General features: G+C 41.4%; 16 protein-coding genes, 20 tRNA genes and 3 rRNA genes. All 39 read right to left on the bottom strand.

From position 1 onward, the window contains the following. Entirely contained in the window at positions 1-996 is a 996-nt protein-coding gene (plsX, locus tag TZ97_RS08900) for a phosphate acyltransferase PlsX (protein WP_021154191.1), read from the bottom strand. Continuing rightward, positions 993-1,772 (bottom strand): DNA repair protein RecO, encoded by a 780-nt coding sequence (recO, locus tag TZ97_RS08895; protein ID WP_045760082.1) that lies wholly within the window; start codon positions 1,770-1,772, stop codon positions 993-995. The genes plsX and recO overlap by 4 nt, the downstream gene beginning before the upstream one ends. Beyond that, the gene (locus TZ97_RS08890) at positions 1,756-2,937 is read right to left on the bottom strand and encodes a pyridoxal phosphate-dependent aminotransferase (protein WP_045760081.1); all 1,182 of its coding nucleotides are present in this window, start codon (positions 2,935-2,937) and stop codon (positions 1,756-1,758) included. Before TZ97_RS08890 ends, recO begins: the two co-directional genes overlap by 17 nt. A gap of 162 nt (positions 2,938-3,099) precedes the next feature. Then, on the bottom strand, positions 3,100-3,948 hold the full coding sequence (gene srtB, locus TZ97_RS08885; protein WP_013904382.1) for a class B sortase, LPKTxAVK-specific: 849 nt from the start codon (positions 3,946-3,948) through the stop codon (positions 3,100-3,102). A gap of 93 nt (positions 3,949-4,041) precedes the next feature. Beyond that, positions 4,042-4,668, bottom strand: a complete 627-nt coding sequence (abpA, locus tag TZ97_RS08880; RefSeq protein WP_045760080.1) for an amylase-binding adhesin AbpA — start codon at positions 4,666-4,668, stop codon at positions 4,042-4,044. Positions 4,669-5,027: 359 nt separating this feature from the next. Then, on the bottom strand, positions 5,028-5,168 hold the full coding sequence (locus TZ97_RS10850) for a hypothetical protein (RefSeq protein ID WP_013904380.1): 141 nt from the start codon (positions 5,166-5,168) through the stop codon (positions 5,028-5,030). 51 nt (positions 5,169-5,219) lie between these two features. Continuing rightward, a complete protein-coding gene (locus tag TZ97_RS08875) occupies positions 5,220-6,194 on the bottom strand; it encodes a ribose-phosphate diphosphokinase (protein WP_045760079.1) in 975 nt (324 codons plus the stop codon). A gap of 178 nt (positions 6,195-6,372) precedes the next feature. Next, positions 6,373-7,614, bottom strand: a complete 1,242-nt coding sequence (gene pcsB, locus TZ97_RS08870) for a peptidoglycan hydrolase PcsB (protein WP_045760078.1) — start codon at positions 7,612-7,614, stop codon at positions 6,373-6,375. Between the two features lie 93 nt (positions 7,615-7,707). Then, a complete protein-coding gene (mreD, locus tag TZ97_RS08865; RefSeq protein WP_045760077.1) occupies positions 7,708-8,208 on the bottom strand; it encodes a rod shape-determining protein MreD in 501 nt (166 codons plus the stop codon). A gap of 1 nt (position 8,209) precedes the next feature. Continuing rightward, positions 8,210-9,028 carry a rod shape-determining protein MreC gene (gene mreC, locus TZ97_RS08860; protein WP_045760076.1) on the bottom strand — a complete coding sequence of 273 codons (819 nt, stop codon included), beginning with the start codon at positions 9,026-9,028 and terminating at the stop codon, positions 8,210-8,212. A gap of 62 nt (positions 9,029-9,090) precedes the next feature. After that, positions 9,091-9,178 (bottom strand) — tRNA-Ser (locus tag TZ97_RS08855). 4 nt (positions 9,179-9,182) lie between these two features. Continuing rightward, positions 9,183-9,256, bottom strand: a tRNA-Ile gene (locus tag TZ97_RS08850). Between the two features lie 33 nt (positions 9,257-9,289). Then, positions 9,290-9,360: transfer RNA gene (locus TZ97_RS08845), tRNA-Gly, on the bottom strand. Between the two features lie 15 nt (positions 9,361-9,375). Continuing rightward, a tRNA-Phe gene (locus TZ97_RS08840) sits at positions 9,376-9,448 on the bottom strand. Positions 9,449-9,451: 3 nt separating this feature from the next. Then, positions 9,452-9,525 (bottom strand) — tRNA-Met (locus TZ97_RS08835). A 13-nt stretch (positions 9,526-9,538) separates the two neighbouring features. Continuing rightward, positions 9,539-9,628 (bottom strand) — tRNA-Ser (locus TZ97_RS08830). Between the two features lie 10 nt (positions 9,629-9,638). Next, positions 9,639-9,712: transfer RNA gene (locus TZ97_RS08825), tRNA-Ile, on the bottom strand. 16 nt (positions 9,713-9,728) lie between these two features. Next, a tRNA-Met gene (locus tag TZ97_RS08820) sits at positions 9,729-9,802 on the bottom strand. Positions 9,803-9,808: 6 nt separating this feature from the next. Further along, positions 9,809-9,882: transfer RNA gene (locus TZ97_RS08815), tRNA-Pro, on the bottom strand. A 19-nt stretch (positions 9,883-9,901) separates the two neighbouring features. Continuing rightward, positions 9,902-9,975, bottom strand: a tRNA-Arg gene (locus TZ97_RS08810). Positions 9,976-10,011: 36 nt separating this feature from the next. After that, positions 10,012-10,085: transfer RNA gene (locus TZ97_RS08805), tRNA-Arg, on the bottom strand. Positions 10,086-10,104: 19 nt separating this feature from the next. Further along, positions 10,105-10,190, bottom strand: a tRNA-Leu gene (locus TZ97_RS08800). Positions 10,191-10,197: 7 nt separating this feature from the next. Next, a tRNA-Gly gene (locus TZ97_RS08795) sits at positions 10,198-10,269 on the bottom strand. Positions 10,270-10,292: 23 nt separating this feature from the next. Next, positions 10,293-10,365: transfer RNA gene (locus TZ97_RS08790), tRNA-Thr, on the bottom strand. 17 nt (positions 10,366-10,382) lie between these two features. Further along, positions 10,383-10,464: transfer RNA gene (locus tag TZ97_RS08785), tRNA-Leu, on the bottom strand. A 6-nt stretch (positions 10,465-10,470) separates the two neighbouring features. Next, positions 10,471-10,543 (bottom strand) — tRNA-Lys (locus tag TZ97_RS08780). Positions 10,544-10,567: 24 nt separating this feature from the next. Further along, positions 10,568-10,640 (bottom strand) — tRNA-Asp (locus tag TZ97_RS08775). A gap of 2 nt (positions 10,641-10,642) precedes the next feature. Beyond that, positions 10,643-10,715 (bottom strand) — tRNA-Val (locus TZ97_RS08770). Between the two features lie 131 nt (positions 10,716-10,846). Next, positions 10,847-10,962 (bottom strand): 5S ribosomal RNA (gene rrf / locus TZ97_RS08765). 79 nt (positions 10,963-11,041) lie between these two features. Further along, positions 11,042-13,941: ribosomal RNA gene (locus tag TZ97_RS08760) — 23S ribosomal RNA — on the bottom strand. 123 nt (positions 13,942-14,064) lie between these two features. Then, positions 14,065-14,137: transfer RNA gene (locus tag TZ97_RS08755), tRNA-Ala, on the bottom strand. 53 nt (positions 14,138-14,190) lie between these two features. Next, positions 14,191-15,738, bottom strand: a 16S ribosomal RNA gene (locus TZ97_RS08750). Together the 16S, 23S and 5S rRNA genes with 19 tRNA genes alongside form the textbook arrangement of a ribosomal RNA operon. 241 nt (positions 15,739-15,979) lie before the next feature. Further along, complete coding sequence (locus tag TZ97_RS08745) at positions 15,980-16,459, bottom strand: hypothetical protein (RefSeq protein ID WP_045760075.1); 480 nt, start codon at positions 16,457-16,459, stop codon at positions 15,980-15,982. A 154-nt stretch (positions 16,460-16,613) separates the two neighbouring features. Continuing rightward, a tRNA-Glu gene (locus TZ97_RS08740) sits at positions 16,614-16,685 on the bottom strand. Between the two features lie 90 nt (positions 16,686-16,775). Continuing rightward, positions 16,776-18,749, bottom strand: a complete 1,974-nt coding sequence (gene ftsH / locus TZ97_RS08735; protein WP_045760074.1) for an ATP-dependent zinc metalloprotease FtsH — start codon at positions 18,747-18,749, stop codon at positions 16,776-16,778. 10 nt (positions 18,750-18,759) lie between these two features. Beyond that, positions 18,760-19,302 (bottom strand): hypoxanthine phosphoribosyltransferase, encoded by a 543-nt coding sequence (gene hpt, locus TZ97_RS08730; RefSeq protein WP_045760073.1) that lies wholly within the window; start codon positions 19,300-19,302, stop codon positions 18,760-18,762. Positions 19,303-19,306: 4 nt separating this feature from the next. Continuing rightward, the gene (gene tilS, locus TZ97_RS08725; RefSeq protein ID WP_045760072.1) at positions 19,307-20,581 is read right to left on the bottom strand and encodes a tRNA lysidine(34) synthetase TilS; all 1,275 of its coding nucleotides are present in this window, start codon (positions 20,579-20,581) and stop codon (positions 19,307-19,309) included. Then, on the bottom strand, positions 20,581-21,867 hold the full coding sequence (locus TZ97_RS08720) for a serine hydrolase (protein ID WP_045760071.1): 1,287 nt from the start codon (positions 21,865-21,867) through the stop codon (positions 20,581-20,583). Before TZ97_RS08720 ends, tilS begins: the two co-directional genes overlap by 1 nt. Beyond that, the gene (locus TZ97_RS11060) at positions 21,839-21,967 is read right to left on the bottom strand and encodes an SP_0009 family protein (protein ID WP_003009253.1); all 129 of its coding nucleotides are present in this window, start codon (positions 21,965-21,967) and stop codon (positions 21,839-21,841) included. The genes TZ97_RS08720 and TZ97_RS11060 overlap by 29 nt, the downstream gene beginning before the upstream one ends.

Here is a 21,967-nt window from a genome sequence, read left to right as displayed (position 1 = left end):
TTACCCTTCCTTCGATAATTCCTTCACTGATTTTCCAACAACATCTGTCTCTAACATGGTCCGAATCTGACGAATCGTGCTATAGACAGCTTTGGCATCACTCGAACCATGCGTTTTAACAACAGGTGCTTGAAGGCCAAACAAGACCGCTCCTCCAACATCTGAGAAATCCAAGGTTTGCTTCAATGATTTCAAACGGTCCTTGAGCAGAAAAGCTCCCAATTTCGCCTTCCAGTTTCCAGTGGCAATCGCTTGTTTCAATTGCTTCAAGATTCCAAAAGCCGTTCCTTCCATCGTTTTCAAGACAGCGTTTCCCGTGAAACCATCCGCCACAACGACATCAGCAACGCCATCCATCAAGTCACGCGCTTCCACGTTTCCAACAAAATGAATCGACTCATCCTCAGATAACAATTGGTAAGTTTCCTTGCGCAAAGGATCTCCCTTACTAGCTTCTGTCCCATTATTCAATAGACCCACGCGTGGTTTTTGAATCCCACGAACATTTTCCGCGTAGTAAGACCCCATCACAGCATACTGATGCAAGTGTTCCGGTGTATTTTCCGCATTAGCACCCAAATCTAACATGTCATACCCACGACCATCAACCGTTGGAAGTGTCGACATCAAGCCAGGTCGTTCCACCCCTTTGATGCGGCCAACGATAAAGAAACCAGCCGCCAATAGCGCACCTGTATTTCCCGCAGATAGCATGGCATCGACCTCACCATCCTTCACATCCTTGGCAGCTAAGACCATCGAAGCCTGTTTTTTCCGACGAATGGCCCGTGTTGGCTCATCATCTGAATCGATTTTTTCTTCCGTATGCACAATCGATACACGTTCTGTTGCGGTTAAATAGTCTTTGATTTTTGCCTCATCGCCATACAAGACAATCTCAATATCATCAAAATCACGAATGGCTTGATTCACACCTTCTACCAAGGCTTGAGGTGCATTATCACCCCCCATTGCATCTACTGCAATTTTTTTCATGTTTCACCTCCAGATGAATCTTTCATAATCGCTCCCCAATCACTCAAGGAATCGATAAACTTTTTAGCTTTTAAATGGATCCCTACATACTCCTCATACAACTGATCAATTGCCTGACGCAGAGCTGCTTTCATCTCCGCTTGTAGGGAAATCGTCTCTAACTCACTGAATCGTACTGCTTGAAACTGATCCAATAAATAGAGAACATTCGGATGCCAGTGAGCGCGTCTCTCATCCTGATCATAGTGATCCGGACAAAGCACCCCACTATACCGGAAGGAATAATCAAAAGGAAGTCCAACCCGATGACAGAAACAGCATTCATGCAGATTCAAGATAACTCCAAATCGTGATAGAATCTGAATCTCAAAAATATTGGTTAAAACCTCATAATCCAGTCCCTCTTCCATCAAAGACAAGGTCTTTTCCAAAAAAGCAAACAGGGCTGGATCCACCTGATTATCCTGAATACTTGCATCCGCAAGTGCCAGAACATAGGTCGCATAAGAAAGGGCAAAAAGATCTGCATTGATTTTCTTATAAACCTGCACATCTTGAAAATCATCAATATAACTCAACCCATCATCATTGATTTTCAACAACATATCTGCCGTTACCAAAGGTTGCAACATGGGATTCAACCGTGATTTTCCCGCATGTTTCACAAAAAACATCCGCTTCCCTGACTTCTCTGTGAAGATTTTGACCAGCTTGTCATCCTCACGAAACTCCCGATTATACAGGACAATTCCCCGGGTCTCAATTGACTCCAGCATGTTCTTCCATATACTCCTTCAAGCGTTTCATAGCTTCCTTGATAACCTCCATGCTGGCTGCATACGACAAACGCACATAGCCTTCACCATATTGGCCAAAAGCAGCACCAGGAATGAAAGCAACCGCTTTTTCACGCGCAAAATCCTGTAAGAAAGCAAAGGAATCCTGATTATAGCCAGCTGGGATTTTAGCAAAAATATAAAAGGCTCCATCTGGCTTAATCATCTCAAACCCAAGCGCGGACATCTCTTCAATAATATAATCCCGACGCTTCACATATTCCTGCTTCATCGGCTCTGCATCATCCCGACCAGCAGTCAAGGCCTCAATCGCAGCATACTGGTTCATCGTTCCAGCAGCCGTTACCAAATACTGATGACTCTTGATGAGTTGAGCCGTCAATACAGCCGGAGCAAAGATAAAGCCAAGTCGCCAGCCTGTCATGGCATGAGACTTAGACAAACCATTAATGACAATGGTCTGCTCAGGAATGAAGGATGCCATAGAGACATGCGCTTCTCCAGTATAAGTTAGCTCTGAATAAACTTCATCACAAATCACAAAAACTTCATATTTTTTTAGGACAGCAGCCAATTCTGCCATCTGTTCGCGCGAATAAGTGACACCCGTTGGATTAGCTGGATAATTGAGAATAACAGCCTTCAATTTTTCACCCTGCTCTAGAATCGCCTTTTCCAACTTTTCAGGCGTCAAGACAAAACGATCTGCTGTCGTATCAATTTCGACAATTTCCGCCCCAACCAAATTCACAATCGGTTCATAACCAGGATAAGCTGGCGCCGGAAGAAGTACTACATCTCCAGGTTCCAAGATCGCTGTCAAGGTTGCAGATAGGGCTTCAGTCGCACCGATCGTCACCAATATCTCATCCTCAGGACGGTAGTGAATACCATATTTATCAGCCACAAATTGACTCGCAGCCTCACGCAGAGCTAGCAAGCCACTCATCCCAGTATAATGGCTAAAATTTGCATCAATAGCAGCCTTTCCTGCTTCTTTTACATGTTCAGGAGTTGTAAAATCCGGTTCCCCCAACGTCAAACGCAAGACACCAGGAATGGAAGAAATTGATTGGTCAAACTGACGAATCAAAGAAACTTCAATCCGATTTAGATTCTTATTAAAGCGTTTCGTTAAATCCATAAAACACCTCCAAATACACTTATATTCATTATACTATAAATGGAAGTCCATCGCAAAGGCTCAACCTACTAGATATAGGATAAAAAGAAGATAGATGAACAGATTACAAGACATTTCCTACAAATACTAGACATAACAAAAAAGGCCTAAGCCTTTTTGTTATTATTGTTGACCACGTGTTGCCACATATTTCAATTGATCTGCATGTTTCGCCACAAAATCCTTCATTTCTGAATCAGGGATTTGACGAAGATAAAGGTTCGCACGAATGGTTTCATCCTCTTCGCGACAAGTTGACAATACCAAATATTTATCAGATGCCTTGATCTTGATATTTGGATTCTTCGTTTGCCCATCTTCGTAAACTTTTTTCAACTGCGTTGTAAAGTCTTTATCATCTGTAAAGCTTGTACGATAAAAAGCAGTATCCTCTGGGACGATAACCAAGCACATCGCTTCGTAGTAATATTTACGATCAGGAGTTTCAATCACAACATAGGGATGTTGATCAAAATAATCTTGTTTATCATAGAAATTAACATCATTAAACATGCGATGATCTGCAACTTTACTGCCACGTGCATGACCAAAGAGCCAAGTCAAACGATCGCTAAAGTCCTTTTTGTTATCGGTATCCATGAAAACAGTTCCCATAAGAGGTTCGTTCCCACCATCAAAAGTCTTATTCAAATAGGTTTCATTATCAGTCGTTTGAACTACTGGTTCGTCCAACTCAGTACCTGGAGCATAAACATAACCAATTGTTTCTGGATTAACCGCAGTTAATTGGGCAAAACGATTTTTTAAATAATCTTTTTCTTCTTGACTTGGTTCATATTTAGCTGCTTGTTTGGTTGAGCTTGTACTAGTTGTCTTTTTAGCTGTGCTAGAAGATTTCCCTCCCCCAAATGGATTGAAGAAAATAAAACCAGCAACAATTACGACAACTGCAGCAAGAGCAATCATGATCCCAACTAATTTATTTGAAGCTTTTTTCTCAGCTCTTTTCATTTCATTGATCTCCTTATGACGATTTTTTCTCTAAAAAATATCACTGAGCCCTAGGACTCAGTGATATTCGTTTCGAGCTAATTAATAATCAAATTATTTAACTGCGCTTGTTTTTGGAAGAGCTTTACCAGCTTTAGCATCAGCCTTAACTGTTTTACCGTCTTTGTCAACAGTAGCAACAACGTTACCTTTTTCGTCTTTAACTACATAGTTACCATTTTCATCTTTAGTAACAGTAACGTCTTTACCAGTTTGAGCTTTGATGTCATCTGCAATACGATCTTCATTACGTTTGTTGTCTTGGATGCCATCTTTGTCATTCCAGTAGTTACCTTGAGCGATAGCTGCGTTACGGTATACTTCTTGCAAATATTGAATTGCACGGTTACGTTGTGCATTTGTTGCTTCAGCCAAAACTTCGTTAAGGTCTTCTTGTGCACGTTGAACTGCTTTTTCATAATCATGACCACTAGTACGTTTTGCTGTTTCAAGAGCTGCACGAGCTGCAATTACTGAAGGTTCTTTTTCAACACGTTCTGCAATTTCTTCTGGGTGAGCATCTACGTAAGCGTTAGCTTGATCAGCAATATCACGTTCAGAAACGTATTTCTTTTGGATCAATTGGTTTGAAGAACTTGGGTTTTCACCTTGTGCAAATACAGGTGCTGCTGCAGCAAATACTGCAAGAGCTGCTACTGATGATAATAAAACTTTTTTCATTGTTTTATCTCCTTTTTTCTTTTCAAAAATTAATCGTTACTTCGTAACTATGACTAGTATACTAGGATATTCTTCCTATGTCAAGACTTTTTTTCTTATTTTTTTAAAAAAGTTTAAGTTTTCTATTTATTTAAATGCAAAACATACAAGATTTGAGAGCCATTCCGAATACACTTCCTACAGCATCACAATAGTGATAAATCCTAGTTTACATCAATATTTCCACTAAGTATTTGGTTGTTTATATTACATCCTGTTCATTCTTTCAAATCCCTATCCAAAACAATTTCATGAATCGTTCCATAATATTTACTATCATTCTTTCACCCCCCCAACGATCTCTTTCATATTCGGTTTGTTTATTTCACTGCGCCATTCTTTGGTAATCTTTTCTTCGGTAAACTCGGATCCGCCTTAGCTTCTAACTTTTGTGCTGCAGTGAGCAATTTTTTCTGTTTCTTTTCTTTTTCCCTTTTCTGCCACCATTCTACTACTTTCATAACATCTCCTTTCCTAAAAAAGAGACTAGTTCCCCAGCCTCTTCATTATTTTTAAGATTTCTTCGCATTTCCAATTTCAAACAAAGGGGAAAGAGGACGATTTTCGTGAATGCGAACAATAGCCTCTGCAAGAAGTTTCGCAATCGAAATTTGCTCAATCTTATCAATTAATCGATCTTCAGGTAGATAAATCGTATCCAACACCACCAACTTCTTAATGGCTGATTTTTGGATGTTGTCCATCGCTGGTCCTGATAAAACAGGGTGAGTACAGCTTGCATAAACTTCAACAGCACCTGCTTCTGCAAGGGCATCCGCCGCATGACAAATTGTACCAGCTGTATCAATCATATCATCAATCAAAATACAAGTCTTGCCTTCAACACTCCCAATGATATTCATCACTTCACTCGTATTCATCTTATCGACACTTCGACGTTTATCAATAATCGCAATCGGTGTCTTCAAAAATTCAGCTAATTTCCGAGCACGAGTCACACCACCATGGTCTGGACTGACAACAACATAGTCTTTCCCAATCATCCCACGACGTTCAAAATAGTCGGCGATCAAAGGCGCACCCATCAAGTGGTCAACAGGAATATCAAAGAAACCTTGAATTTGAGCAGCATGCAAATCAATTGTCAAGAGACGATCAACTCCAGCAACCTCAAGCATATTGGCTACCAACTTAGAAGTGATTGGTTCACGAGCTCGAGCTTTCCGGTCTTGACGAGCATAGCCGTAATATGGCATCACCACATTAATGGATTGCGCACTAGCACGTTTCAACGCATCTACCATAATCAAAATTTCCATTAGATTATCGTTAACCGGTGAGCTAGTGGATTGCAAAATATAAACATCTTTCCCACGGATTGATTCTTCAATATTAACCTGAATTTCTCCATCAGAAAATTGACGAACCGTTGACTTTCCAAGCGGTAGTCCCATTTCTCGAGACACACGTTGAGCCAATTCTTGATTTGACGACAAAGCAAAGAGCATTAAATCAGAAAATGACATGATTTCCTCCAGTAAAATCTAAAACCATATTGTACAGTCAGCACAAATTTCTCCTGTAATCATTTTATCGCTTTTTAAGCAAATATTCAAATATTAATTTATGGAAATTACAAAATCTATCACTACATAAATTCTATCAAAAAAGAAGCAGAACAAATGTTCTGCTTCAGTGTAATTCTTAGTTTGGATAGATATAAGTAACAGTACCTTGTGCTGTTGTTGGGTTAAACCAACCACGGTAGTTACCAATACTACGGATACCATTATAGTTAGACTCAGAAACTTGGATGCTTGTTGTAGATTGAACGGCTGTAACAACTGCTACGTGTCCATATCCACCATCATTCCAACATGCAATGGCACCAACTTGTGGTTGAGATCCTGTACGGAATCCTGCTGCTGCAGCACTTGCTGCCCATTGTCCACCATTACCCCAGTAATCACCTGCCCATGGAGCCAATGTCTTCGCACCCCATGTACATTCACCAACTGGATAAGATGATGCAGATGTACTATAAGTTGGACGAGAAGTAGTTGCAACTGGTGCTGCCGCTGCTTGAGTTTGAACAGCAGGTTGAGCTACTGCTTGAGTTTGTGCTGCCGCTGGTGTTGCAGCAGGTGTTTGTGCTGCTGCCTGAACTTGTGCTTGAAGGGTAGTATTTGCAGAAGCTTTCACAGCTGCTTGTTGTTCCTTTTGTTTTGCACGGTAAGCTGCTTCAGCTGCTGCCGCTGCCGCTGCCGCTTTTTCAGCTTCAGCTTTTTGTTGCAACAAAGCGTTCTTTTCGTTTTCAGCAGATGATTTTTCAGCTGCCAAATTCAATTGTGCCACTTTCAACTCAGCTTCTTTAGTTGACAAAGCTTGCGCATCATCTTCTAATTGCTGTTTGTTTGCAATAACAGTATTGATAGCGTCGTTGTTTTCTTTTTGTTTTTGTGCAATGTCTTCTTTATCACGTTTTTGCTCTTGCAACATTTTGTTGTTAGCATCTGCAATTTCATTCATAGCAGAAATACGTGAGATAGCTTCTGTCAAAGATCCAGAGCTAACAATCGCATTAATATAGCTTGTTGCAGTCCCAGTTGTTTGAGCACTACGTGCTTGATTTGCAAGAGATTCTTGACGAGCTACAATATTTTTTGACAACTCATCGATCTCAGCTGACAATCGTTCCGATTCTTCATTCAAACGGTCATTTTCAGCTTGAAGATTTTCTTGTTGTTGTTTAATTTCAGATACTTGACCTTGGATTTGATCTACCTGAGCTTGTGCACTTTGTTGTTGTTGATTAATACTATTGATTTTGTTATCTTGAGCAGCAATCTTATCATCTGTTGAGTCAGCTGATACACCAGCTACAACAGCACCTTGTGATAAAGCAACTGTACTCAATAAGATTGTGGCAAATAATTTTTTCTTCATTAGATAAATTTTCCCTTTCTAATAAGACACTAACTAGTATAACAAATTTTTTAAAAATTTATATTACGCTATTGTTACATTTTTATTTCGAGTTTATAAATAAATCTTTTCAAGTAATGGCTGTAATACTATTAATAGAAGTACATTCAAAATTAAACTTGGGGAAATTTGGTAAATAATTAATGTAATCCAGTTAAATTTTATACCAATAAAAAGAATCAAAAGAAGGTTTGTTAAAATCTGAAATAATAGAATCGTTAATAAAAATGTAAAAAAACGAGTCAATCGATTGACCAAAATAATCTGATTACACCGATAAAAAATCACCTGTAGTAAAGGAAATACTAGGAAGGCAATTCCTAGGGTGTGTAAAAAATACACATCAAAACAAAAACCAAAGAAGACTCCCCACCAAATACTAGCTATCTCAGAGAAATAGAGGCTCAGTAACATAAAACCATATAGAAATATAAATGAAGTAGGTTCAAAGGAGCTTGGACTGAAACGAGACATAATAAAAGAGATTTGCCCATCAACAAATAAAGATAAGAATAAGATTAAAGGGAAAAAATGGTACTTACGTATGACTTTCACACTACTCTCCAATCAATAGTACATAACGATTGACATCTAAATTAGCCTTTGGTTTCACACGAATTTCTTGCCCTAACTGATCAGATGCCTTTTGAGTAGAAGTCACTGTACCAAGAGGTAAGTCACTACTCTTATATTTTCCTAAACCACTTGTTGAAACCAGAGATCCTTTTTTAATTTCAACTGGATCTCCAATTTGCAACAACCGAAACTCACCTGTCTTCTCGTCATAACCATTTAATAAAGCAAAAATAGATTGACCTTGACTCTCAATTCTAAATGTCAGGTGTTGTGAAGAAATAGTATCTTCAACCAATAATTTCACTTTACTAGAATTTTTCTCAGTACTATCTACTACACCAATGACCCCGCCAGATGAGAGAACAAACATAGAATCAGTAATTCCATCTATACTACCTTTATCAATTACAAATTCCTGATCCCAAGAACTATAATTGCGGTCAATAATCTCACTAACAACATGTTTAGAACCAGATGCAGAATTTTTAATTGACATCAAGTCTTTCAATTCCTTATTTTCTGATTCCAAACGACTAAGTTTTGACTGGTCAATATCTTTTTGATAAAGACGTGACTTTAAAGAGCGGTTTTCATCATTTAATTCAGATAAATTTTTTAAATCATTTGCCTTAGATTCAACAAGAACAAATGGTACCGATACAGCCTTGTCAACAATAGCTAATAGATCAGAAGAATTTGAAACAATCGCATTTCTAACAGATGGGAATAGAAATAAAATTCCTGAAACAGTCAAAACAAACACAAAACTAAAAACTTTTAAAAAACGATTCAAGAACATAGAAAAAACCTTCAAAAATATAAAAAATAGTTTGAGACGTCATCTCAAACTTTGAAATTATACGGAGAATGGGGGATTCGAACCCCCGCGCCAGTTACCCGACCTAACGATTTAGCAAACCGTCCTCTTCAGCCTCTTGAGTAATTCTCCAAAATGGGCACGAGTGGACTCGAACCACCGACCTCACGCTTATCAGGCGTGCGCTCTAACCACCTGAGCTACGCGCCCAAGTTAAAAACTTGGTAATGAACTTATGTTCAAAGCGGGTGACGAGAATCGAACTCGCGACAACAGCTTGGAAGGCTGTAGTTTTACCACTAAACTACACCCGCTTATTAAAAAAGTAATGGCGCGAGACGGAATCGAACCGCCGACACATGGAGCTTCAATCCATTGCTCTACCAACTGAGCTACCGAGCCAAATTGCGGGAGCAGGATTTGAACCTACGACCTTCGGGTTATGAGCCCGACGAGCTACCGAGCTGCTCCATCCCGCGTTAATTTAAAAAAAGGAGGATGTGGGATTCGAACCCACGCACGCTTTTACACGCCTGACGGTTTTCAAGACCGTTCCCTTCAGCCGGACTTGGGTAATCCTCCAATATAACAATGGACCTTGTAGGACTTGAACCTACGACCACTCGGTTATGAGCCGAGAGCTCTAACCAGCTGAGCTAAAGGTCCAACAAGATCAACAATATAGCGGCGAAGGGGATCGAACCCCCGACCTCCCGGGTATGAACCGGACGCTCTAGCCAGCTGAGCTACACCGCCATAATATCGGGAAGACAGGATTCGAACCTGCGACACCTTGGTCCCAAACCAAGTACTCTACCAAGCTGAGCTACTTCCCGATCTAAAGCTACCGCTTTATGCACCCTAGAGGAGTCGAACCTCTAACCGCCTGATTCGTAGTCAGGTACTCTATCCAGTTGAGCTAAGGGTGCTCTTTCCTATTTAATTCTTACATAGCCTTGCGACCATGCACCCTAGAGGAGTCGAACCTCTAACCGCCTGATTCGTAGTCAGGTACTCTATCCAGTTGAGCTAAGGGTGCTTCTTTCAACCTTTGTCTATGCCGAGGACCGGAATCGAACCGGTACGATCGTTACCAATCGCAGGATTTTAAGTCCTGTGCGTCTGCCAGTTCCGCCACCCCGGCCTCCTCAAGCGAACGACGGGATTCGAACCCGCGACCCCCACCTTGGCAAGGTGGTGTTCTACCACTGAACTACGTTCGCATTGCTTTCTTTATATAAAAAAATGCCGGCTACATGACTTGAACACGCGACCCTCTGATTACAAATCAGATGCTCTACCAACTGAGCTAAGCCGGCTCATTATTATTCTCTTATGCGGGTTAAGGGACTTGAACCCCCACGCCGTAAAGCGCCAGATCCTAAATCTGGTGCGTCTGCCAATTCCGCCAAACCCGCAAAATATGACCCGTACTGGGCTCGAACCAGTGACCCATTGATTAAAAGTCAATTGCTCTACCAACTGAGCTAACGAGTCTTAAAATAATTTTCATTATCTTAACGGTCCCGACGGGAATCGAACCCGCGATCTTCGCCGTGACAGGGCGACGTGATAACCGCTACACTACGGGACCTATGGGAGTTAACGGGATCGAACCGCTGACCCTCTGCTTGTAAGGCAGATGCTCTCCCAGCTGAGCTAAACTCCCAAATGGTCGTTTAACTCACTGGATCCCTGTCGTGCACTGACTTACGTCAGTTTCGACAAAGTCGAACTTACGTTCTCCTTAGCTGAGCTAAACTCCCAAATGAGCCTAGTATCTACTAGGCTCAATCTCTTGCTAAGCGACTACCTTATCTCACAGGGGGCAACCCCCAACTACTTCCGGCGTTCTAGGGCTTAACTGCTGTGTTCGGCATGGGTACAGGTGTATCTCCTAGGCTATCGTCACTTAACTCTGAATGATTAAACATTCAAAATTGAACATCTATATTCTAACAAGTTAACCTTACGTTGTCAATATCTTTTGACTCTTTGGATAAGTCCTCGAGCTATTAGTATTAGTCCGCTCCATTGCTCGCACAACTTCCACTCCTAACCTATCTACCTGATCTTCTCTCAGGGCTCTTACTGATATAAAATCATGGGAAATCTCATCTTGAGGTGGGTTTCACACTTAGATGCTTTCAGCGTTTATCCCTTCCCTACATAGCTACCCAGCGATGCCTCTGGCGAGACAACTGGTACACCAGCGGTAAGTCCACTCTGGTCCTCTCGTACTAGGAGCAGATCCTCTCAAATTTCCTACGCCCGCGACGGATAGGGACCGAACTGTCTCACGACGTTCTGAACCCAGCTCGCGTGCCGCTTTAATGGGCGAACAGCCCAACCCTTGGGACCGACTACAGCCCCAGGATGCGACGAGCCGACATCGAGGTGCCAAACCTCCCCGTCGATGTGAACTCTTGGGGGAGATAAGCCTGTTATCCCCAGGGTAGCTTTTATCCGTTGAGCGATGGCCCTTCCATACGGAACCACCGGATCACTAAGCCCGACTTTCGTCCCTGCTCGAGTTGTAGCTCTCGCAGTCAAGCTCCCTTATACCTTTACACTCTGCGAATGATTTCCAACCATTCTGAGGGAACCTTTGGGCGCCTCCGTTACCTTTTAGGAGGCGACCGCCCCAGTCAAACTGCCCGTCAGACACTGTCTCCGTAGATGATTAACCTACCGGGTTAGAGTGGCCATAACACAAGGGTAGTATCCCAACATCGCCTCCATCGAAACTGGCGTCCCGATCTCAATGGCTCCTACCTATCCTGTACATGTGGCACAGACACTCAATATCAAACTGCAGTAAAGCTCCATGGGGTCTTTCCGTCCTGTCGCGGGTAACCTGCATCTTCACAGGTACTAAAATTTCACCGAGTCTCTCGTTGAGACAGTGCCCAAATCATTACGCCTTTCGTGCGGGTCGGAACTTACCCGACAAGGAATTTCGCTACCTTAGGACCGTTATAGTTACGGCCGCCGTTTACTGGGGCTTCAATTCATACCTTCGCTTACGCTAAGCACTCCTCTTAACCTTCCAGCACCGGGCAGGCGTCACCCCCTATACATCATCTTACGATTTAGCAGAGAGCTGTGTTTTTGATAAACAGTTGCTTGGGCCTATTCACTGCGGCTGACGTAAAGCCAGCACCCCTTCTCCCGAAGTTACGGGGTCATTTTGCCGAGTTCCTTAACGAGAGTTCTCTCGCTCACCTGAGGCTACTCGCCTCGACTACCTGTGTCGGTTTGCGGTACGGGTAGAGTATGATTAACGCTAGAAGCTTTTCTTGGCAGTGTGACGTCACTAACTTCGCTACTAAACTTCGCTCCCCATCACAGCTCAATGTTATAGAATTAAGCATTTAACTCAATTCACACCTCACTGCTTAGACGTGCACTTCCAGTCGCACGCTTTAGTTAGCCTACTGCGTCCCTCCTTCACTACATACTCTAGTACAGGAATATCAACCTGTTGTCCATCGGATACACCTTTCGGTCTCTCCTTAGGTCCCGACTAACCCAGGGCGGACGAGCCTTCCCCTGGAAACCTTAGTCTTACGGTGGACAGGATTCTCACCTGTCTTTCGCTACTCATACCGGCATTCTCACTTCTATGCGTTCCAGCGCTCCTCACGGTACACCTTCTCCACACATAGAACGCTCTCCTACCATACCTATAAAGGTATCCACAGCTTCGGTAAATTGTTTTAGCCCCGGTACATTTTCGGCGCAGGGTCACTCGACTAGTGAGCTATTACGCACTCTTTGAATGAATAGCTGCTTCTAAGCTAACATCCTAGTTGTCTGTGCAACCCCACATCCTTTTCCACTTAACAATTATTTTGGGACCTTAGCTGGTGGTCTGGGCTGTTTCCCTTTCGACTACGGATCTTAGCACTCGCAGTCTGACTGCCGACCATAATTCATTGGCATTCGGAGTTTATCTGAGATTGGTAATCCGGGATGGACCCCTCACCCAAACAGTGCTCTACCTCCAAGAATCTTAATGTCGACGCTAGCCCTAAAGCTATTTCGGAGAGAACCAGCTATCTCCAAGTTCGTTTGGAATTTCTCCGCTACCCACAAGTCATCCAAGCACTTTTCAACGTGCCCTGGTTCGGTCCTCCAGTGAGTTTTACCTCACCTTCAACCTGCTCATGGGTAGGTCACATGGTTTCGGGTCTACGACATAATACTAAGACGCCCTATTCAGACTCGGTTTCCCTACGGCTCCGTCTCTTCAACTTAACCTCGCATCATATCGTAACTCGCCGGTTCATTCTACAAAAGGCACGCTCTCACCCATTAACGGGCTCGAACTTGTTGTAGGCACACGGTTTCAGGTTCTATTTCACTCCCCTCCCGGGGTGCTTTTCACCTTTCCCTCACGGTACTGGTTCACTATCGGTCACTAGAGAGTATTTAGGGTTGGGAGATGGTCCTCCCAGATTCCGACGGGATTTCTCGTGTCCCGCCGTACTCAGGATACTGCTAGGTATAAAGACTATTTCGATTACGAGGCTCTTACTCTCTTTGGCTGACCTTCCCATGTCATTCTTCTATAATCTTTAAGTCCACATTGCAGTCCTACAACCCCGAAGAGTAAACTCTTCGGTTTGCCCTCCTGCCGTTTCGCTCGCCGCTACTCAGGCAATCGCTTTTGCTTTCTCTTCCTGCAGCTACTTAGATGTTTCAGTTCACTGCGTCTTCCTCTACCTATCCTTAACAGATAGGAGTACTAGCCATTAGCTAGTGGGTTCCCCCATTCGGACATCTCTGGATCGTCGCTTACTTACAGCTCCCCAAAGCATTTCGTCGTTTGTCACGTCCTTCTTCGGCTTCTAGTGCCAAGGCATCCACCGTGCGCCCTTATTAACTTAACCTTATTTTTGGTCTTACGACCTAAACTCTTTAAATATTTACAGCGTTTCGGTTTATTTTCTTGTTACTATTTGATATAGATATTCAATTTTCAATGTTCAATCTTAACACCCTTAAAGTGTTAATGGAGCCTAGCGGGATCGAACCGCTGACCTCCTGCGTGCAAAGCAGGCGCTCTCCCAGCTGAGCTAAGGCCCCACAAGACCTCTCAAAACTAAACAAGACCAACGTACAGGTTTCCATTTCCTTAGAAAGAAGGTGATCCAGCCGCACCTTCCGATACGGCTACCTTGTTACGACTTCACCCCAATCATCTATCCCACCTTAGGCGGCTGGCTCCTTACGGTTACCTCACCGACTTCGGGTGTTACAAACTCTCGTGGTGTGACGGGCGGTGTGTACAAGGCCCGGGAACGTATTCACCGCGGCGTGCTGATCCGCGATTACTAGCGATTCCGACTTCATGTAGGCGAGTTGCAGCCTACAATCCGAACTGAGACTGGCTTTAAGAGATTAGCTTGCCGTCACCGACTCGCGACTCGTTGTACCAGCCATTGTAGCACGTGTGTAGCCCAGGTCATAAGGGGCATGATGATTTGACGTCATCCCCACCTTCCTCCGGTTTATTACCGGCAGTCTCGCTAGAGTGCCCAACTCAATGATGGCAACTAACAATAGGGGTTGCGCTCGTTGCGGGACTTAACCCAACATCTCACGACACGAGCTGACGACAACCATGCACCACCTGTCACCTCTGTCCCGAAGGAAAACTCTATCTCTAGAGCGGTCAGAGGGATGTCAAGACCTGGTAAGGTTCTTCGCGTTGCTTCGAATTAAACCACATGCTCCACCGCTTGTGCGGGCCCCCGTCAATTCCTTTGAGTTTCAACCTTGCGGTCGTACTCCCCAGGCGGAGTGCTTAATGCGTTAGCTGCGGCACTGAGTCCCGGAAAGGACCCAACACCTAGCACTCATCGTTTACGGCGTGGACTACCAGGGTATCTAATCCTGTTTGCTCCCCACGCTTTCGAGCCTCAGCGTCAGTTACAGACCAGAGAGCCGCTTTCGCCACCGGTGTTCCTCCATATATCTACGCATTTCACCGCTACACATGGAATTCCACTCTCCCCTTCTGCACTCAAGTTAAACAGTTTCCAAAGCGTACTATGGTTAAGCCACAGCCTTTAACTTCAGACTTATCTAACCGCCTGCGCTCGCTTTACGCCCAATAAATCCGGATAACGCTCGGGACCTACGTATTACCGCGGCTGCTGGCACGTAGTTAGCCGTCCCTTTCTGGTAAGTTACCGTCACAGTGTGAACTTTCCACTCTCACACTCGTTCTTCTCTTACAACAGAGCTTTACGATCCGAAAACCTTCTTCACTCACGCGGCGTTGCTCGGTCAGGGTTGCCCCCATTGCCGAAGATTCCCTACTGCTGCCTCCCGTAGGAGTCTGGGCCGTGTCTCAGTCCCAGTGTGGCCGATCACCCTCTCAGGTCGGCTATGTATCGTTGCCTTGGTGAGCCGTTACCTCACCAACTAGCTAATACAACGCAGGTCCATCTCTTAGTGATGCAATTGCACCTTTCAAATCAATATCATGCGATATCGTCTTTTATGCGGTATTAGCTATCGTTTCCAATAGTTATCCCCCGCTAAGAGGCAGGTTACCTACGCGTTACTCACCCGTTCGCAACTCATCCGCTCGGTGCAAGCACCAAGCTTCAGCGTTCTACTTGCATGTATTAGGCACGCCGCCAGCGTTCATCCTGAGCCAGGATCAAACTCTCATTAAAATAATTGTTTGCCTTAAACTCATTCTGTCACTGACAGATTTATTGTTTTTTTATTGTTCAGTTACTATAACCTTAGTTATAGCGCCCTGCACATTGGTTCGTCTTGTTCAGTTTTCAAAGGTCTTTGTCGCTCTCGCGCGACAACTATATTAGTATATCATGACCTACCCTTACTGTCAATACTTTTTTCAAAAAAATTTATTTTTTTGAAAGTTTTTTAAACACTATCAACTTTCAGTTTTTAAATGGAATTTTTAAAATCCTTTAGATAGTTCTCTAGTTTCTTTTTCATTTTTGCTTTTCCTTGACATCTTCTGTTTGTTAGTAATGCTTCATATTGTTCTTTTTCTTTTACTGTTAATTTTTCTTTAAAATCCTTTAAAGAATCTCTTAGAACTACCAGTTCATCTAAATACATTTTTCTTGATGAAATTCTGTGGCTAATTTCCCCAATTTCAATATATGGAAGTCTATTAATTTTTCTTTTATCACTTTCCTGTTGTCTTATTTTATCTTTAATATGATTTCTAAATTTTGTTTTGAAATATGTATAAAGTAATTCTTCATTTGTTTCAATTTCAGGATTCTTTTGATAAAGTTCAAACAGAGTTAACTGACCTTCTTGTTCCCAATCATCTTTTTCCCATAATTGAATATAATATTCTTTTTCACATTTTCTTACGATATATTTTACTTTTTGATACATTTTATTAAATTCCATAAGCTCTCCTTTACTTTTATCTGTATTTTATAAAAATAAAGAAGCCCCTTGGACTTTTTTTCTATTCTGCACGTTTTTTTAACTATTTGGTTATTATTTTAACTATTTTGTTCAAATACACAAAAAAAACTGCCACTTGGTGACAGTTTATCGATAGTCCGTACGGGATTCGAACCCGTGTTACCGCCGTGAAAAGGCGGTGTCTTAACCCCTTGACCAACGGACCATTTTTACAACATACTCTATTATACAGAATATTTTTACTCTGTCAACACTTTTTTAATAAAAAAGAAGGAAATATTTTCCTTCTTTTAAATTAGTTGTTTTCTTCCAATTTTGACTTAATCTCATCATAGGATAGAGGTTTTGCTTCTTCTTCTAATTCATGTTCTGAATTTTCGGGCATTTTTCCTGTTTCGTATAATGATTTAATTTGGACACTATCCAAGGTTTCATATTTTAATAGAGCTTCGGCAATCAGTTTATGCGTTTCTCTATTTCCTTGAATAATTTCCGCAGCTTTATTACGGGCTTCATTCAACAGACCACGAACTTCTTCATCGATTTCGTAAGCTGTTTGTTCTGAAATCATTTTCTGTGGGCTTTGGGCACCAAACATCGCATGATTTCCTTCATATTGAACCGGTCCAAGTTTTTCACTCATACCATATTCTGTTACCATCGCACGCGCCATTTGGGTTGCTTGTTCAAAATCATTTGAAGCACCTGTTGTTTGCGAATTGAAAATAATTTCTTCGGCAACACGTCCTCCCATGAGCCCTGCTAATTGTTCTTTCATATCTTCTTTAGAAAGTAACATTTGATCTTCTTTAGGAAGGGCAATCATGTAACCGCCCGCGCGACCACGTGGAACAATGGTAACTTTATGAACCACACGAGCATTCGATAAGACAAGACCAACGATCGTATGACCAGCTTCATGATAAGCAACCATTTCACGTTCTTTTTGTGAAATCGTCCGATCTTTCTTAGATGGACCTGCAATAACACGATCTTCTGCTTCATCGATATCAGCCGCATCAATTACTTTTTTATTTCGACGAGCCGCTACCAAGGCTGCTTCGTTCAAAACATTTTCAAGATCAGCACCGACAAATCCTGGTGTCTGTTGTGCAACCAATTTCAAATCTACATCTTGAGCGAGTGGTTTGTTCTTAGCGTGAACTCGAAGAATTGCTTCACGACCTTTCACATCTGGACGCCCAACCAATACTTTACGGTCAAAACGGCCAGGACGAAGAAGGGCTGGGTCCAGAACATCTGAACGGTTAGTAGCAGCAATAACAATAATTCCTTCATTGCCTTCAAAACCATCCATCTCAATCAAGAGCTGGTTGAGGGTTTGTTCCCGCTCATCATTTCCACCGCCAAGACCTACACCACGTTGGCGTCCAACAGCATCAATTTCATCGATGAAAATGATAGCTGGAGCAGCTTTTTTAGCATCTTCGAAAAGTGAACGAACACGACTAGCTCCGACTCCGACAAACATTTCAACAAAGTCAGAACCAGAGATACTGAAGAATGGTACTCCAGCTTCTCCAGCTACTGCTTTTGCTAGAAGGGTTTTACCAGTTCCTGGAGGGCCTTCAAGAAGCACACCTGCTGGAATCCTTGCTCCTAATTTAGTAAAGCGTTTTGGATCTTTCAAAAACTCAACAACTTCAACAAGTTCTTGTTTTTCTTCCTCAGCTCCTGCTACATCTGAAAAACGAACTTTAATATCTTCTTTATTAGCAGCACGGGCTTTATTACGACCAAAGTTCATCGCACCACGAGCACCACCGCCACCACCTTGGTTCATCATGGAGAAGAAGAAGAACATGACGATAACAAATGGAACAATTGAAGTGAGAATTGTTATCCACATGCCACTTGAGCTCTCACGCTTGATGGTGATTTCTGCTTTGTGGTCAGCTGCTAATTTTTGTAATTCATTGATGGTGATATCAGATGGAAGGATGACACTAGTAAAGCGAGATACTTTTTGAACACTCGGGGTAAAAAATTGAATTCCTGTATCTTCTTTTGATTCTTTTGCTTTATTATAGGTCCCTGCAATTTCAATCACACTACCATTTGGTTGGTAACTGATCGTTTTGACATTATCATTTTTAATTTCCTTGACCAATTCTGTGTAGTTGATTTGCTGACTTTGACCAACTCCATTACCCGCAAAAAAGTACTGGAATCCTGTCACAGCCGCTACAATAATCAACAAATACAGAAAAGGATTTCGAACAAAACCGTTGTTTTTTCTGTTATTCATCTAGTCTCCTCTATTTTGAGTACACTTCCTCTTTTAATACACCAACATATGGTAGGTTACGATAATTTTCTTCATAGTCTAAACCATATCCGACAACAAACTCATTCGGAATCGTAAAGCAAGTATAATCTGCTTCGATCTCAACCAAACGTCCTTCAGGTTTATCCAATAATGTCGCAATCTTCACAGATGCTGCATTTCGTTCTTCAAAGAGTTCTTTTAGACTCTTGAGGGTTTTACCTGTATCGATGATATCTTCCACAAATAAAATATCTCTACCTGTAATATCCTGATCAATATCCTTGATAATATTAATGATACCTGAGCTTGCTGTACCACCATGATAACTTGACACTAACATAAAGTCTAATTCAATATGAGTATCAACATGGTTGATCAACTCTGCCATAAATGGAACAGAACCCTTCAAAATACCAACGAAAATAGGATTTTTTCCTTGATACTCTTTTGTTAGGGTTTCACCCAATTTCTTTGCTGCTTCTACAATTTCATCATGTGAAACCAATACTTTTTTTATATCTTTTTCTAACATGTTTTTACCTATCTATTTTTTGAATATAAAGACTATCTTTCATTATACCACTTTTTGAGAGCTTACTCAAATCACTCGTTACCAATCCCACTACAGAAAGAATATTATGATTTTGTTCTATAATGAGAGCCTTTTGCCGAAGAGAAATTGAAATTTTATGGTTGATAAACCACCGTCTTAATTTTTGATGGTGGCCATTAACAAGCAGCTGATCTCCTTCCTTTCTCCTTCTAATTAAGATGGGAGTTTCGCGTGAAACAGAAAGAATTTCTACATTTTCTCCTACTAATGGTTGTCCAAAAGATAGTTTATAATTTGCAATTTCAAAGATATTCCCAAATTCTAACAAAAATGGGAGGGGTTGGTCATCCGACTTTTGACTGATTTTTTGTATTTCAAAGAAATCATATTCTTGATGTAATTCATAATTCGACTTTAAATAATGAATGCAATTTCTTTTTTTTCGCAGTAAATCTAATAATTCTTGAAACTGGGCCCTACCAAGTTGCAAATCTGGAAATTGTGCCAAATACTCTTCTAATAAGAATGATTGTACAGAATGAGAATACGTTCTAAAAGAAGCTAAATCTTGAATGCTTAACTCGCTAGTCAATTCTTTCAGTGCTTGGTGCCAATGATTCACTTCCTCTGCTAAATAGCGAAGACTTGCTTGCATTTGGGGATTTTCTTTTTCAAATTCTGGAAGGTATTGATGGCGTACACGATTGCGAAAATAATCCTGTGAGTAATTACTACTGTCTTCAAAGTGAGGGATTTTCATCAGCTCATCTTTGGTAAAACTCAATAAAGGACGGATTAATTCACCTTTTCCAAATGGTTGGCGTACAGGAATGCCACTCAAGTGACGTAATTTAGTTCCTCTTATCAAGCGCATGAAAGTTGTTTCAGCTTGATCGTTTGCATGATGGCCTGTTACTAAAGCAGTACAATTCTCTTTCTCCATAATCTGTCTAAAAAAATCATAACGAAAGGTACGAGCTTTTGCTTCTGTAAAATCACCCAAATAGTGAGCAACGTGGATACGTGTCTTGCGCCTGTCAGCTAGTGTTCGAAGTTCTCTTTCTTCTAAATCTGATTCTGGTCTTTGTCCATGATTAACATGAGCAAGTATCAGTTGGATTTTCAATCGTTCTTTGTTCTTTTCTAAAAGTTCGTACAGATTCATTGAATCCAATCCACCCGATAAGGCAACTAAAACACGACGATGGGAAGTAAATAGATCTTGTTTTTCACAAAACTCTAAAAATCGCTTTTCCATTATTTCAATACCTCATAGATATCCTTTGAAATATTGGAAATCGTATCATAATTCGAATGATCTGTAAAAATGGCTAGTACATAGGGTGAATTTGTGTAGACAATCGCAACATCATGTCTAAAATCATAGGCATCTCCAATTTTATGAGCAACCTTTACTGGAAGGTCACGCGCAATCCGTTGATCATCGAATTTTGTAGAGGAAAGCACATCAATAATTGAGCCATTCTGTTGATAGACAGCCTCCATGACATTGCCAGCCATTTCAGCGGATGCTTCTCTTTTTTCAACATCCCAATGTTTTTTTGCAATTTTATCCAAAGTTTTTTGGAAATCTTGATCTGATTGATGAGTGACATAATAATTCAAGATATTATGGCCAACATTATCGGATTCTTTTGCAATCTTATCTACTAATTCTTGGACACTATATTCCTTACCATCTGCTGTTTTTGAAATACTACCGCTTCCTTCTGGTTCATAACCACCTTTAAAGTCATTGACTTCTGGAATATACTTGTAGGTTGTAGATGGAGAAATGGCTTTTTTATTGAGCTGTTCTTGGACATAGTACAAGTATGGTAATTTCGTTACACTGGCAGAATACATTTCTTTTTGCGGATTTATTCCAGCAGTATTTCCAGTCGCTAATTGTTTTACGTAGATTCCATACGAAGGAGAATTGTATTTACTATTTAACAATTCCTGGACTTTTTCCATTCGATTATCTTTTTCAGTGACGAATGCTTTGTTCACCCAGCCCTGACCTTCAATCTCCACAAACTCATCTCGTAAAGTCTTAGCTGTACGTAAGACTGTCACTTGTGTATAAGGAGAAAGAGGTGTATTTTTTTCTTTTGCACCATTTATTAAGGGGCGGTCGTACACTTTAAAACCAGGTTTTAGCCACATGTCCTGTTTTTTTTCTTGTGTTTCTTGTACAACATCAGAAAAAATGACAGAAGAATCTGCTAATATATACCCTTTCTCTGCTATTTTAAATACAGCTTTCCCTTCATCGTTTACAAAGAGTTGTTCGATTGTAAACGGTGAATTTGGAAGAATTTCTCCTTGTATTTTTTTCAACTGAGGATCAGAGAAAATAGAAATTTTGCGATAGACATTAGGGTTTGCTGGAAGTGAAGAAAAATAAAGTTCTGATGGATGAGCCATTGTCTGAGAAGACTCAGACTGCTCAACACTCGCTGCTTGAGACCCAATAAATAAAATTGGAACTAACAATAGGAGCAGAAATCGTTTAGACACCTGTATTCCTTTCCTTTTCATCCTTTTGAAGTTTGATCATTTGGTTTTTCTTTTTTAATTCCTCTAATTTTTCATCCGAAAATTCAAGAAATTGTTTAACTGTTTGTAAAATATTTTCCAT

The organism is Streptococcus parasanguinis, from assembly GCF_000963275.1.
GTDB lineage: Bacteria > Bacillota > Bacilli > Lactobacillales > Streptococcaceae > Streptococcus > Streptococcus parasanguinis_B.
The sequence above is the reverse complement of the archived record's forward strand: the minus strand, read 5'-3'. Positions and strand labels throughout refer to the sequence as shown.